This is a genomic window from Neorhizobium populisoli (assembly GCF_019430945.1).
In the GTDB taxonomy this organism is placed as follows: Bacteria; Pseudomonadota; Alphaproteobacteria; order Rhizobiales; family Rhizobiaceae; genus Neorhizobium; species Neorhizobium populisoli.
On the sequence record NZ_JAHYCB010000007.1, the window covers coordinates 440841 to 455142 of the forward strand.

13 protein-coding genes, 1 tRNA gene and 1 rRNA gene are annotated in these 14302 nt (G+C 59.0%); 6 read left to right on the forward strand and 9 right to left on the reverse strand.

What is annotated here, in order from left to right; all coding sequences use genetic code 11:
- Positions 1-4 precede the first annotated feature (4 nt).
- Positions 5-1150 (forward strand): glycoside hydrolase family 88/105 protein, encoded by a 1146-nt coding sequence (locus tag KX729_RS22105; protein ID WP_219744649.1) that lies wholly within the window; start codon positions 5-7, stop codon positions 1148-1150.
- Positions 1151-1179: 29 nt separating this feature from the next.
- The gene (kduI, locus tag KX729_RS22110; protein ID WP_219744650.1) at positions 1180-2028 is read left to right on the forward strand and encodes a 5-dehydro-4-deoxy-D-glucuronate isomerase; all 849 of its coding nucleotides are present in this window, start codon (positions 1180-1182) and stop codon (positions 2026-2028) included.
- A gap of 57 nt (positions 2029-2085) precedes the next feature.
- Here the strand turns inward: kduI and KX729_RS22115 are convergent, their stop codons facing one another.
- The 5 genes from KX729_RS22115 to KX729_RS22135 form a co-directional block, all read right to left on the reverse strand.
- Entirely contained in the window at positions 2086-2832 is a 747-nt protein-coding gene (locus tag KX729_RS22115; protein ID WP_219744651.1) for an ABC transporter ATP-binding protein, read from the reverse strand.
- Complete coding sequence (locus KX729_RS22120; RefSeq protein WP_219744652.1) at positions 2829-3638, reverse strand: ATP-binding cassette domain-containing protein; 810 nt, start codon at positions 3636-3638, stop codon at positions 2829-2831. The genes KX729_RS22115 and KX729_RS22120 overlap by 4 nt, the downstream gene beginning before the upstream one ends.
- Positions 3635-4492 carry an ABC transporter permease gene (locus KX729_RS22125; protein WP_219744653.1) on the reverse strand — a complete coding sequence of 286 codons (858 nt, stop codon included), beginning with the start codon at positions 4490-4492 and terminating at the stop codon, positions 3635-3637. Before KX729_RS22125 ends, KX729_RS22120 begins: the two co-directional genes overlap by 4 nt.
- A complete protein-coding gene (locus KX729_RS22130) occupies positions 4489-5454 on the reverse strand; it encodes an ABC transporter permease (RefSeq protein ID WP_376776038.1) in 966 nt (321 codons plus the stop codon). Before KX729_RS22130 ends, KX729_RS22125 begins: the two co-directional genes overlap by 4 nt.
- A gap of 94 nt (positions 5455-5548) precedes the next feature.
- Entirely contained in the window at positions 5549-7081 is a 1533-nt protein-coding gene (locus KX729_RS22135; protein ID WP_219744654.1) for an ABC transporter substrate-binding protein, read from the reverse strand.
- A gap of 213 nt (positions 7082-7294) precedes the next feature.
- On the opposite strand from KX729_RS22135, the gene KX729_RS22140 reads away from it, so the two are divergent.
- Together KX729_RS22140 and KX729_RS22145 are read left to right on the forward strand one after the other, a co-directional pair.
- Positions 7295-8527: a M24 family metallopeptidase gene (locus KX729_RS22140; RefSeq protein ID WP_219744655.1), complete on the forward strand. Its 1233-nt coding sequence runs from the start codon at positions 7295-7297 to the stop codon at positions 8525-8527.
- 322 nt (positions 8528-8849) lie between these two features.
- Positions 8850-9311 carry an RrF2 family transcriptional regulator gene (locus KX729_RS22145; RefSeq protein WP_219744656.1) on the forward strand — a complete coding sequence of 154 codons (462 nt, stop codon included), beginning with the start codon at positions 8850-8852 and terminating at the stop codon, positions 9309-9311.
- Between the two features lie 2 nt (positions 9312-9313).
- On the opposite strand, the gene KX729_RS22150 is transcribed toward KX729_RS22145, so the two are convergent.
- Complete coding sequence (locus KX729_RS22150; protein WP_219744657.1) at positions 9314-10531, reverse strand: SfnB family sulfur acquisition oxidoreductase; 1218 nt, start codon at positions 10529-10531, stop codon at positions 9314-9316.
- Between the two features lie 271 nt (positions 10532-10802).
- Here KX729_RS22150 and KX729_RS22155 point away from each other — a divergent pair, with 271 nt between their 5' ends.
- A complete protein-coding gene (locus tag KX729_RS22155; RefSeq protein WP_219744658.1) occupies positions 10803-12122 on the forward strand; it encodes an LLM class flavin-dependent oxidoreductase in 1320 nt (439 codons plus the stop codon).
- A gap of 179 nt (positions 12123-12301) precedes the next feature.
- The gene (locus KX729_RS22160; protein ID WP_219744659.1) at positions 12302-12493 is read left to right on the forward strand and encodes a hypothetical protein; all 192 of its coding nucleotides are present in this window, start codon (positions 12302-12304) and stop codon (positions 12491-12493) included.
- A gap of 79 nt (positions 12494-12572) precedes the next feature.
- On the opposite strand, the gene KX729_RS22165 is transcribed toward KX729_RS22160, so the two are convergent.
- From KX729_RS22165 to rrf, 3 genes are all read right to left on the reverse strand, one after another.
- Positions 12573-13232: a peroxiredoxin gene (locus KX729_RS22165; protein ID WP_219744660.1), complete on the reverse strand. Its 660-nt coding sequence runs from the start codon at positions 13230-13232 to the stop codon at positions 12573-12575.
- A 660-nt stretch (positions 13233-13892) separates the two neighbouring features.
- Positions 13893-13969 (reverse strand) — tRNA-Met (locus KX729_RS22170).
- Between the two features lie 257 nt (positions 13970-14226).
- Positions 14227-14302 (reverse strand): 5S ribosomal RNA (rrf, locus tag KX729_RS34835); the annotation flags it as partial.

Sequence of the window (14302 nt, forward strand, 5' to 3'; positions counted from 1 at the left end):
TCCGATGCTTCAAGATTATTTCGAGACCTATGCGAGCGCATACCGATATTACAAGGGCGGCGCCTGGTGTTACGAGGATGGATGCCTTTATCGCGGATTGATCGCCCTCTACGAAGCGACTGGCAACAAGCGCTGGCTCGAGCATCTCGTTCGGCTGATAAGCGGCCAGGTGGATGGGCAGGGCCAGCTTGCGGGTTACGAGATCGACGAATTCAACATCGACAATATTCTCGCCGGCCGCGCACTGATCTTTCTGCATGATAAGACCGGTGACGAAAAATGGATGAAGGCAGCTAATCTCCTGGCTCGCCAGCTCGAAACACATCCGCGCACCCAAAGCGACGTCTACTGGCACAAGTTGCGCTACCCGCATCAGGTCTGGCTCGACGGGCTCTACATGGCTTTGCCGTTCAAGATCGAATATGCCCGCGCCGCTGGCAGGCCAGAGATGATGGAAGATGCACTCCGGCAGTTCACGACCGCGCTCGACCTCACCTATGACAAGGCATCTGAACTCTACCGCCATGGCTATGACGAGGCGCGCCAGCAACCCTGGGCGGATGCCGACACCGGCCTTTCGCCCGCCCATTGGGCACGTTCGATCAGCTGGCTCGCCATGGCCTTCGTCGACATCATCGAGAACCTGCCGCAGGGACCGGCGCGACAAGGTCTCGTGGAGCGCGCCTCCGCGCTTGCATCCAGAGTGCTGACGCTCAGGACACCCGATCAGCGCTGGCTTCAGGTCATCGATCGGCCGGACGAACCGCAGAACTATGCCGAGAGCTCCGCAACCGCGATGTTCTCTTATTTCCTCCAGAAGCTGTCACGGCTTGGTGGACCGGTTTCCTACGCGGAATTCGGCCGCGCCAGCCTGCAGTCGCTGACCCGCCAGGAGCTGATCCGGACGCCGGACGGCACGATGAAACTCCACAATATCTGCTGCGTCGCAGGCCTTGGCGGCTTCAACGGCAGATACCGAGATGGAACCGTCGAATATTATCTATCCGAGGAAATCCGCCCCGACGACATCAAGGGCGTCGGCCCGCTGATGACGGCTTATGCGGAAACCCGGCTTGCCACGCGATCCTCGATTTCGGCCGTGGAAGAGACGAACAAACAGGTTGAAACTCTTGCGGCCGCCAAGCGATAGTGGCGCAACACAAAACCGAGGAACCGCCCATGAGCACCACCGTCGGGACGCGCCACGCGATCCATTATACCCAATCCGAACGCATGACCGGCGCGGAACTGCGCGACAATTTCATGATCGGGACGCTGTTTGCCGCCGGTACATTGCAGGCCGTTTACACCCATTATGACCGCATGCTGGTGGCCGGTGCCATGCCGGCCGGCGCTCCGCTTTCGGTCGGTGGTGAACTCGCCAATCTGGTCGGAACCGATTACCTGCTGGAGCGCCGCGAACTCGGCCTCATCAATATCGGCGGCGCCGGCCGCGTCATCGCCGACGGCACGACCTACGACCTGCAGCCGATGGACGGGCTTTATCTCGGCCAAGGCACGAAGGACGTCACGTTCGAAAGCCTGGATGCCGCGGCGCCTTCAAAATTTTATATCAATAGCGCCCCTGCACATGCGAGCCTGCCGTCGCGCATCGTCAGCCACGCGGATGCGATCGAAAACAATCTCGGCGACGGCGCGACCTCCAACAAGCGCAAGCTCTACCAGTACCTGCACCCCAAGGTACTGCCGACCTGCCAGCTTCTGATGGGCCTCACCCGTCTCGAAACCGGCAGCGTCTGGAATACCATGCCCGCGCATCTGCATGATCGCCGCATGGAAGCCTATCTCTATTTCGAAATCCCGGAAAATGCCTTCGTCGTGCATCTGATGGGCCGCCCGGAAGCGACGGGCCATCTGATCGTGCGTAACGAACAGGCCGTGCTTTCGCCGCCTTGGTCGATCCATTGCGGCGCCGGCACCGGCGCCTATGCTTTCATCTGGAGCATGGCCGGCGACAACCAGTCTTTCACCGACATGGACATGGTCGACATGAAGACCCTGTTCTGATCAGGACAACAGACTACTGCAGCTATCCCGGTGTCAAAGGCACCGGGATATTTTACCTCACGCTGGCATGCGCGGAATGCTGGCCAGCAGTTTTCGCGTATAGGCATGCTGCGGCGAAGCCAATATCTCGCAGGTTTTGCCGCTTTCGACGATCCTGCCGCGCTTCAAAATGATCGTCTCATCACAGAGCGATGCCACAAGCCCGAGATCGTGCGAAACGAGCACGAGAGTGACGCTTCCGGACAATTCCTTCAGCAATTCGACGATGCGGATGCGGGTCGAGAGATCGAGCGCGCTAACCACCTCATCGGCGAGGATAACCTCCGGCCTTGAAACGATCGCCCGCGCAATCGCGATACGTTGGCGCTGGCCCCCGGAGAACTCGTGCGGATAACGCTCCGCCGCATCTGCCGGCAGGCCGACGGAGGCAAGCGCAGATGCCACCGCTGCTTTCGCATCGCCGGCGATCTTCAGCGACCGAAGCGGTTCGGCAATGATATTAAAAACACTCTGGCGTGGATCGAGCGAGGAATAGGGATCCTGAAACACGGCCTGCACTGTGCGGCGAAAACTGCGCATAAACTCGCGATTGCGCAGATCGAGCGGCGCATCGTTGACCATGATGGTGCCTTCGGATGGCCGGTTGAGGCCAAGCAGAAGGCGAAACAACGTCGTCTTGCCGGATCCGGATTCACCAACGATGCCGAGATTGGCGCCCTTCTTCAACGTCAGGCTGACATTGTCGAGCGTCTTCTGTCTTGCCGTATAACCGAAGGAGACGTTACGGACATCGACAAGGCTCATGGCGCGATCTCCAGCGCGTTATCGAAAGCGCGTGCCGCTGCGACGAGGCTCTGCGTATATTCGTGTATCGGCTGACGAAAAACGGACGCAACCGGCCCATGCTCGACGATCCGGCCATGCCGGAGCACGACAACACGATCGACCGCACCGGCGACCACAGGCAGATCGTGGCTGATGAACAGCAATGCCATGTTGCGCTCGCGGACCAGCTGCCCAAGAAGCTTGAGGATCTCGGCCTGCGTCGTCACGTCGAGCGCAGTGGTCGGCTCGTCGGCGATCAACAGCTTCGGTTTGCAGGCAAGCGCCATGGCGATCGCGGCGCGCTGGCGCTGGCCGCCGGAAATCTCGTGCGGCCAGGACTCGGCGATACGCTGCGGTTGCGGCAAGGCGACCTGATCGAGAAGGTCCAGAACCTCGCTCATCACGCTTGTCGCATCGGTAGCACCGCCATCACGCCTGGCGCGACGACGCACCGCCTCGCCTACCTGACGGCCGATCTTCATCAACGGGTCGAGTGCAGTCAGCGGTTCTTGAAAGACAACGGCTGCCACGGCACCCCTTAGCGGTACCAAATCGCGATCACGAGCGCCGATAACCTGTTTGCCATCGAGCAGAATGGAACCGGATGGCCTCAACCCATCGGCCAGCAGGCCGATCGCGGCCAGCGCCGTCAGCGATTTGCCGGAACCGGATTCACCGATCAGGCCGAGACGTTCCCCGGGCAAGATGGAAAACGAGACATTGGAGAGCAGTGCCTTGCCTCCTGCATGGATGGATAGGCCCTCAATGTCGAGAAGCGGGCTCAACTGCGCCTCCTGCGGGTCGGATCGGCGATATCACGCAGGCCGTCAGCGAGAAGATTGATGCCGATGACAAGTGAAACCAGCGCGATGCCGGGAGCTATGGCGCCGAATGGTGCACTGTAGACCGTGCCTTGCGCTTCCTGCAGCAACCGGCCCCAGGAGGCGTTCGGCGGCGGAGCACCGAGGCCGAGATAAGAGAGCGAGGCTTCGGCAATCACAGCCAAGCCAAATTGCAGCGCCAGATTGACGAGCAGCGTCGGCCAGATGTTCGGCAGAATATGGATGATCACGACGCCGAGCCAGGTCGTGCCGGAAATCCGGGAGGCGGTGATGTAATCCATGGCCAGCACGCGTTTGGCCAGAATGCGCGTAAGCCTTGCCACGATCGCCGAATTGGCGATGCCGATCGCAATGATCGCAGTTCCGAGACTTGCTCCCTCGCTCGAGGCCACGATCAGCATGGCGAGCAGCAAAGTCGGGAAAGCGATCAGGATATCGAGGCCGGCGGCCAGCATATCGTCCAACGTTTTGGAGGCGAAGGCGGCGATGAGGCCGATGGTGATGCCGATAAGTCCGCCGATGATCACGGCACCGATGCCGACGGTCAGCGCAATGCGCGAACCGATCATGATCAGCGTGAAGAGGTCGCGGCCCAGCCGGTCCGTACCGGCGAGATGTTCGAACGACGGCACTTCCAGCCGCCCGCCGGACATGGCGGACGGATCGTAGGGCGTCCAGAACAGGGTCGAGAGGCCGACGAGGAGATGCAGGCCAACGATGACGGCGCCGATGGTGAAGGTCCAGGACCGGCGGGGGCGACCTTCAGACACCGCGTTGACAAGGTCCATATCGGTCATCGGCTGCTACCCGCAGCACGCCCGCGCAGCCTCGGATCGATAATCCGTTGGGTCAGATCTGCGGCAAAGCCGATCAGCAGAACCAGCAGCGTCGAGATAAACAGCACACCCTGCACATTCGGATAATCGCGCTGCTCGATACCGAGAAGCAGCATGGAGCCGAGGCCGGGCAGGGAAAAGACACGCTCGACGACGACAGCGCCCAGCAAAGTCGAGGCCAGTTCGATGCCGATAATGGAAATGACCGGCACTGACCCGTTGCGGATGCCATGGCGGATCAAAGCTTCGGAAAAGCTTGCGCCGAGTGCGCGTGCGGTGCGCAGATAGTCGCTGCCGAGGACGTCCTGCGTGGCGGAGCGGACATAGCGGATCAACGATGCGGACATGACGATGGCGATCGTTATTACAGGCAGGACGAGGGAATCGAATGCTGCTTCGGGCCGCTGCCAGCCGCGCGACGGAAAGCCGCCTGACGGGAAAAACCGCAGGTTCACCGCAAATAACGTCACCAGAAGAATCCCGATCCAGAAGACCGGCACGGCGATGCCAAATTGCGAGACGACCGAGATCAGCCAGCCGTACCAACGATCCGCCTTTACGGCCGCAATGATGCCGAGCGGCAACGCGATGACAATCGCCAGCGTGAATGACATCAGCGTCAGCGGCACGGTGACCGCCAGCCGTTTGCCGATTTCCGGCAAAACAGGCGCATGGCTGACGAAGGAATTGCCGAGATCGAAGCGCGCGAGGCTCGAGACGAAGTGGATGAACTGTTCCGACAGCGGCAGATCCGATCCCACCTGCCGACGCGCCGCCTCGATCTGCTCCGGATCGGCACCGACGGACACAAGCGCATTAGCCGGATCGCCCGGCAGGAGGCGCAACAGCAGAAACAGCACCATGGCCGCGACAAGGATCGAGACCAGCAGGATGATCAGACGACGCGAGAGATAGGAAAGAATGGCGGGCACCTTTCACGAGAAAACCGCCCGGAATGAACCGGACGGCCAGCTATATAGCCCAAATTTTGGACTTGCCGATGGGCAAAGCTTCAGATCAGTCGGCCTTTTTGATGCCGCCGGCGAAGAACTGCGAATTCAGTCCGTTGACCGGATAACCGCTGACCGATTTCGCCGAGACGACGATCTGCGGATAGAGGTAGATCCAGTTGCTCGCTGCATCGTCGGCGATGATCTGGTTGGCTTCCTTCAGCTTCGTCGTCTGTTCATCGGTCGTGGTGCCGGCTTCCGCCTGCTTGATCAGATCGACGACCTTCGGGTTGTTATAGCCCCAGTAAAAATCCGGATTGCCGTAGAAGACGATATCGCGGTGGTTGACATGTTCCTGCAGGGTCGCCTGGAAATCATGCGCCTTGTAGATTTTCGAATACCACTCGTTGGCGGTGATGACGTTGATGCTCACCTTGACGCCGACCTTGGCAAGCTCCGTCTGCAGGAACTGCGCGGCGATCGGGTGCGGATCATAATTGGGCGTGTCGATGGTGAAGCTGAAACCGTTCGGATAACCGGCTTCAGAAAGCAGCGCCTTGGCGCTCGCCGGATCATAGGCATCCGTCTTGGTAAGGTCGACATACCAGGGATCGGTCGGCGGAACCATGGAGCCGATCAGCGTGCCGTAATCTCCCCAGACGGCCTTGAGCACCTTTGAATCATCGACGGCACGCGCCAGCGCCTTGCGAACCTTGACGTTGTCGAACGGTGCGACGCGATCGTTATAGGCCAGCAGCAGCTTGGTCGTGGACTTGCCTTCGGCGACCGTGAAGTCCTTGTTCGTCTGGAACTGCTTCAGCGAATCCGGGCTCTGAACGGAGGTGATGATATCGACCGAGCCGGTGAGCAGCGCATTGTTAAGCGCCGTCGCCTCGGTGAAATACTGGAAGACGACATCGCCATTGGAAGGCTTGGTACCCCAGTAGCCGTCGAAGCGGGTCAGCGCCAGCGACGAACCACGGCGCCAGTCTTCCAGCTCGTAGGGACCGGTACCGTCTTCGGTGGCAGTGAGGTTGGTCGCCGTATCGTTGATGATCCAGACATAGCTCAGGTTATAGGGCAGCGAGATCGAGCGCGACGATAGCTTGACGACGACAGTGGCATCATCCGGTGTCTCGATGGAGGCGATCGGCTTCAGGCTGTTCTTACGCGAGCTCTTGGATTCGGCAGACGTCACCCGCTCAATCGAGAACTTAACGTCCTTCGAGGTCAGCGGATCGCCGGAATGGAACTTGACGCCCGACTGCAGCGTGAACGTATAGGTCAGACCGTCATCGCTGACCTTGTAACTCTTGGCGAGAACCGGCTCGACCGCGCCGGAATCCGCCAGCCGGAACAGCGCTTCATAGACATTGTTGTTGAAGGCCTCGTTGATGCCCTGGCCGGCACCTGCCGTGTTATCGAGGTTCTGGGGCTCGTAGAGCGAACCGATGTTGATCGTCGCGTCTGCGTCGAAATCCTGCGCCCGAACGGGGCCCGCAGCCAATGCACCGAAAAGAAGCGCAGCAGCCGTGATCGTGCGCGCGTTCAGTCGGTTGCCCTTCAGGATAACGCCCGCACCGGTCGTCAAACCGCTCATCTTGTAACTCCTTGGTCATTGGCTTTTGCAGCCATTGTATGCTGCGGCGGAGAATACCTCAGTCTTTTCCAGCGAGAAGGTCGCCGATGCGTGATTTTCGGCATACACGAGGAATGCGCTTCGCGCGAAAGGAAGCCTGGAGGAATTTTGTTCCAGTGCTGGCACTTAGTTGCCGAGCGGGCTAAATCCCTCAAAACAGGATTGGATGAGGCCATGAGCGATATCGATCGAAAGCGGGCGGAACGTTTGATGAAGGAGGCCGGCCTCGACGCGCTGGTACTCTTCCAGCCGGAAGCATTTCGGTATGCGATCGGCGCCCCGGCCGGCGTCGCCACCATGTGGGGTCGAGCAGGTGCTGCGATCGCTCTGGTGCCGGCGGATTCTGGGAAGGACCTCGCCGCGGTGGCGAGCGACCATGCGGCCGGCACGATCTGCAAGCTTGCTCCCACCGTCGATCTGCGCACCCATCGGATCTGGATCGACATGCTGGATATTGCCGGTGCCGAAACCATCGAACAGATCGATGCCGCCTATCGCCGGTCGAGCGCCGGCGGGCCACGGCCAGAAACGTTCGATCGTTCGGTCGCCTTCGGACTGCTCGCCGATCTTCTGAAGGAACGCGGCCTCGAGCGGGCAAAGATCGGCGTCGATATGGAATTCATGCCGGCAGCGGATTTCGAGGCGCTGAAGCAAAACCAGCCGCAGGTCACCTGGATGGATGGCTCAACCGTGCTGCGGCGCCTGCGCATGGTGAAAACACCGCGCGAGATCGCACGTTTGCGCAACGCCTCCAAGGCCGCGGAAGCTGGCCTCGTCCTAATGGCTGCAGCGATAAAACCCGGCGCAGCCCTGCTGGAACTTTCTGCGGCCTGGAAAGCCGGCGCGCATGCCTGCGCAACCGAAGACGGCTTCGCGCTAAGCGGCCACTGGGACTACATCTCGGTCGGCGCCGACCTTGCGAACATGAACGCGGTCGTTACTCCCGGAGCCCTCATCAAGGCAGATGTCGGCACACTGGTCGATGGATATTCTTCCGATGGCGCACGAACATTCACGTATGGCCCGGCACCCTTTCTTGCGCAGGACGTTTTCAAGGCACTGGAAAACGCCTTTGCCGCCGGCCTCGAACAGATCCGACCCGGCAATACGTTCGGCGCGGTGCACGCGGCCATGCTCGGCTCGATGCGCAAGGATGGCTTTGCCGAATATTACCGCGGCCATTTCGGCCATTCGGTCGGCGGCGGAGTCGGCATCGAGGAATGGCCGTTCTTCTCGACCAACAATCCGGAAGTCATAGAGAGCGATATGGTCGTCGCGCTTGAGGCGCCCTTTTATGGTCAGTCACTCGGCGCGCTGATGATCGAGGATCAATTCCTTGTGACTTCCAATGGCACCGTATGCATGAACACGCTGCCGCGTGGCTTGTGTGACCTTTCGCTTGGTTAGGCAAAAGCAATCCTTTCCACGTCCATTACGGACAAAACCCGTTCCTGAACCCGTAATCCTTGGCAATATAAATTGCTTTAATCCATAGTTTTTATGGATAATATCAGGATGACAAACGGCCGGTTGCACTCCCTGGCGGCCGTGTGGGTTCAGGCGGAGTTTGAGCGACCTCCTTCTGATCATGCGGACGGGTCTCCTTCTTGGACCCGTCCGCATTGCCTTTTAAAGGCTCTAAAGTTCATTGAACCTTCAGCATACGTCCTGTATCGGTGGGTTGTCGGCCGGCTACGGCCATGATTGTGCTCTGGACTTTCGAACTTCGATGCTGACCAAAAAGGGAAAATACGGGTTGAAGGCGCTGGTGCATCTGGCGCAGCTTTCGCCCGGCGAAACCGCCTTTGTCAGCCAGATCGCCGAACAGAATAATATTTCGAAAAAATTTCTGGATGCCATCCTGCTCGAATTGCGCAAGGGTGGCCTGCTACGCTCTAAAAAAGGTCCCGGCGGCGGTTATGCTCTGTCGAAACCAGCTTCGCAGATCTATGTCGGTCAGGCGGTGCGTATTCTCGATGGCCCGCTCGCGCCGATACGCTGTGCCAGCAAGACCGCCTTCGAATTGTGCGACGACTGCAACCACCCGGAAGACTGTCAGATCCGCCACGCGATGACGGAGGTTCGAGACGCGATCGCCGCGGTGCTGGACACGATGACCTTGGAACAGATGGTCGCCAAGCGGCCCGCGGAATTGCTGGACGGCGTACCGGCCAGCGCCAGCGCGACATAGGCTTAAAACTGGCCGTTCGGTTTCGGCACATTGCCGTTCAGATGGAAATCACCGATCGCATAATGTTTCCAGCGCACCGGATCATGCACCGTGTGGGTGCGGGCGTTGCGCCAGTGCCGGTCCAGATTGAACTCCTGACTTGTCGCCGACGTTCCGGCCAGCTCGAACAGCCCGTTGGTCGCCTCCAATGCCGCTTCGGTCGTCAGGATTTTTACGGCGGCAACAGCAAGCGATGCTTCTACCGCCGTCTTGGGTGATGGGTTGATCTGCGCCACATCCACCTTGCGCCCTGCCCGTTCCAACACGGCGCTGGCCGCCTCGATCTTGACTGCGATCGTTCCGGTACGGGCGATCGTCAGCGGATCGGCCGCCGCCTGGTCTATGCCGACATTCCGGTTGCCGCGGGATTTCTGCTTCACGAAGGAAACCGTATCGGCAAAGGCGGCGCGCGCGATGCCAAGATCGACGGCCGCGTGCAGAAGCTGGCCAAGCGAGCCAAGTGGCGCATGCTTCTCCAGGCTGCGATAATGGCCGATGACAGTGTCCGGCGAGACATAGACATTGTCGATCCGTACAGTGCCGCTGGCCGTCGTGCGCTGGCCGAAACCGTCCCAGTCGTCGACGATCTGCAGGCCTTCGGCATCGCGCGGCACGATTGCCACCACCTGCCGGCCCTGCGGATCGAGGGCGTAGATTGCCACCCAATCGGCAAACAACGCGCCGGTCGAATAATATTTCCGGCCGCTGATGCGATAGCCGGCGCCATCCGCCACGAGGCGCGTCTCGATATCGCCTGCCGTCTTCGTGCCAACCTCCGCCTGGGCATTCGCAAGATGCTCGCCAGCGAGCGCCCGACCGAAAAAGAACTTCTTCTGTTCCTCCGTGCCGGAAAGCCTCAACGTCTCCAGAATGGAAAAATGCGTTTGCGGTATCTGGCCGACCGAAGCGTCCGCCTCTGAGAGAATTGCAACGACCTCCGCCAGGAAGGAATTGGAGATATCGGCACCGCCATATTCCGCAGGTACGGTGATCCCAAGCAGGCCGGATTGTGCGACAAGTTCCATTTCGTGATGCGGCAGGATGCGGTCGCGGTCGCGAATGCTGGAGCCTTCCGTGATCTCGGCCGCCAAAGCCTTTGCGACATCGAGCGCTTGGTCTTCACTGGCGAGATAGGGGGCAATTGCGCGGATATTTCCTGCCAAATGGATGACCTTGCTCATGGCTTGCTCCTGGGTTCATTCCCGGACGAAGCTCTTATTCAGCCATGCCGTGATCGATAGGAGAAGGAATAAAGCTTCAATTCGGAAGATGAGACGAAGCGAATTTTCTCTTTTTTGAGCGCAGGCGAACGGTTTTCCGGTTGCCGCCAGAATGAAGTACCGATGGAGAGAATTTCTCCACGGCGCAATTATCTCGGAACATTGTTCCTTAGTGTCTGAAATCCGAATACCTACGTTAGGTGTTCACGCCACCTCGAACCGAGATCCTCCCATGGCAAAATCGCTGCATCTCACTGCCTTCATGCGTCCGGTCAGTCTACATACCGGCGCCTGGCGATATCCCGGTTCCTATCCGGATGCGAATTTCAACTTCGTCCATCTGAAAACCTTCATCCAGAAGCTCGAAGCCGCGAAGTTCGATGCCTTCTTCATGGCTGATCATCTGGCCGTATTGAACATGCCGGTGGAGGCGCTGAAGCGCAGCCATACGGTAACATCCTTCGAGCCCTTCACCCTGCTGTCAGCCCTCGCTGCGGTCACGGAAAAGATTGGCCTTGCGGCAACCGCCTCCACGACATTCGACGAGCCCTATCACGTCGCCCGCCGTTTTGCCTCACTAGATCATATCAGTGATGGACGCGCCGCCTGGAACATCGTCACCACCTCCAATCCCGATACCGCCCGTAACTTCGGTCTCGACGAACATTTGGAACATGGCGAACGCTATAAGCGTGCACGCGAGTTCTACGATGTCGTCACCGGCCTCTGGGACAGTTTTGCCGATGACGCCTTCATTCGCGACCAGGAGAGCGGCATCTTCTTCGACCCGGGGAAGATGCATGTTCTGGATCACAAGGGCGAGGAACTGAGCGTCCGCGGCCCGCTCAACATCGCCCGCCCGCCGCAGGGCTGGCCGGTCATAGTCCAGGCAGGCCAGTCTGAACCGGGTCGGCAACTCGCGGCGGAAACCGCCGAACTCGTCTTCTGCTCGCCACGTGATATCGCAGCAGCCAAGGCGCTCTATGCGGATATCAAGGGCCGCATGACAGCCGTCGGCCGCAATCGCAACCACCTGAGAATCCTGCCGGCCGCCTTCATCGTCATCGGTGATACGATCGAAGAGGCAAAGGCCAAGCGCGCCAAGCTCGACAGCCTCGTGCATTACGATAGCGCGATCGCCTCGCTTTCCATCGCGCTCGGTCACGATGCCTCCGGTTTCGACCCGGATGGTTTACTGCCGGAAATCCCCGACACGAATGCCAGCAAGACCGGCCGCGCCCAGGTATTGAAGCTCGCGGAACAGGAGAAGCTGACGGTGCGCCAGCTCGCGCAGCGTTACGGCGGTTATTCCGGCCTCGCCTTCGTCGGCACGCCACAAACGATCGCCGATGAAATGCAGGCCTGGATCGAGGGCGAAGCATCCGACGGTTTTACCGTCGTCTTCCCGTTCCTTCCACAAGGATTGGACGATGTTACGGAGCGCCTGATCCCCGAACTGCAGCGACGCGGCATCTTCCGCGAGGATTACGAAGGCTCGACTTTGCGCGAACATCTCGGCCTTCCCCGACCCGTTAACCGCTTCTTTGCATGAGAACCTTCGGGAAGGCCTAGCTGCTTGCAAAAATGACAATCCTCAAACTGCCACATTCCAGACACAATCATTTACAAACCGTCAACGAATTAGTATAGCGTTTTGATAGACAACATTGACCGGCAAGCCCTTTGGCCTGACAGTAGAGTTGCATAATATGGAACCTCTGGAGGCTCACGATGATCGATGGTGGTGGTTTGTCCCTGTTCGGTTTTGACCTGTTCGGCCTTGGCCGTCGGGAGCCGGTCGCGGGGACGGAAAATTCCAATGCGCGGAAAGCTGCAGAACCTGCCAAGCAGCGTGAAGCCGACCGGCTTTTCGACCGCGAACATTCCGAAAGCTTCTTCTGGGGCATGTACCCGGTTTACTGATCAGCGTCCCGAAAAACGGGCGGACATAAAAAAGGCCGGCGAGTTCGCCGGCCTTTTTCTTGTTCAACGGACAGTTCTATCAGGCCGCCGGCTGCTTGGTCTTGCGCAGATAAGGCAGCACGGTATCGAACGATCCGAAACGAGCGATCGCATCTTCGTTCGAGACGGCAGCGGTGATGATCACGTCATCGCCCTGCTGCCAGTTGGCCGGCGTGGCGACCTGGTGCTTGGCGGTGAGCTGGATCGAATCGATGGCGCGCAGGATTTCATTGAAGTTACGGCCGGTCGTCATCGGGTAAGTAAGGATCAGCTTGATCTTCTTGTCCGGGCCAATGACATAAACGGAACGTACGGTGGCGTTGTCTGCAGGCGTGCGGCCTTCCGAGCTTTCGCCAGCACCGGCCGGCAGCATGTCGTAAAGCTTGGCGACCTTGAGATCGCGGTCGCCGATCAGCGGATAGTCAACCTCAAAGCCGGTCGCTGTCTTGATGTCGTCTTTCCACTTGGCATGGCTTTCGACCGGATCGATAGAAATGCCGATGATCTTGACGCCGCGCCTGGAGAACTCGCCTTCCAGGCCCGCCATGGTGCCGAGTTCGGTCGTGCAGACCGGCGTGAAGTTTTTCGGGTGAGAGAACAACACTGCCCAACCCTGACCGATCCAGTCATGGAAATGCAGGGTCCCTTGCGTGGTTTCGGCGGTAAAATCCGGTGCGATGTCGTTGATGCGAAGGCTCATATTCAGCTCCCTGGAATGACTCTGCCCTGATCATTTCCGTAAGGCCGATCTCATCTATCCCGCCAGCCTGCCGGCGAAGCATAATCGATCTGCATGTATCCGGAAAAGATCACAGCTCTAATAGGATACTATCCTTTTATCCCATCCCTGCCGAATTCGTTTGTTCCAAAATGCCGCAGTTAACGAGTGCAGCTTTCCAAAACTCCGCCAACCTGCGCCAGACCCTTCGCTTCACATGGGCGGATGCTTCCCGGAACGCCACGGTTTTTGGCGGCAACATGCACGGTTTTGCCCAATGTTTGGAGCTTCGCATATATGCAAGCCTTGCATATATAGGGCTCTCTTTCCAATTTGACCGGTGGGAGGACGCCTGATTAACTCCCATTAACCTTGCGGAATTTCAATGCAAGGAGACTGCTATCAGCGATCGGGAGGACGGTCCTGATGGCTCGGGAGAGCAGGCAATCGCAGCCGCTCCAATCACGCTCCATCTGTCCGACAGGCGGAAAGCCGCTGCGGGCCTGGGAGTAAGGGATATTTCGGTGGCATGATTTGTCCCGTTCGCTAAAGCTCACCCTTGAGGTTATGGCCGATAGGACGAGGAGCTACGATCGGCAGGGAAATCATCAATAAGGCCGATGTGATTTTCTTCTGGGAATTTGGTTGCGGGGGCAGGATTTGAACCTGCGGCCTTCAGGTTATGAGCCTGACGAGCTACCGGGCTGCTCCACCCCGCGCCAAGCGTAAATCCGTTTGGGATTTATCGCGGTGATGTAAGCGCTTTGCGCTTACATCTTCTGCCGGAGCAACTAGCAAAGCTAGTTGTCTCCTGTAAGGAGGGCACTGAGCCAAGAGCCTGTGTGCGATCCTCGACATTTCGTATTGTTCCAAGCAAAAAGGCCGCTTTGGGGCGGCCCTTGGGTATCGGCCAGGGGCCGTTTGATTTCGTTATGAGAAGATTGTTTTCATCTTGCGATGACATTGCCCTTAAAAGACCTGGCAGCGACCTACTCTCCCGCGTCTTAAGACGAAGTACCATTGGCGCAGGGGTGTTTCACGGCCGTGTTCGG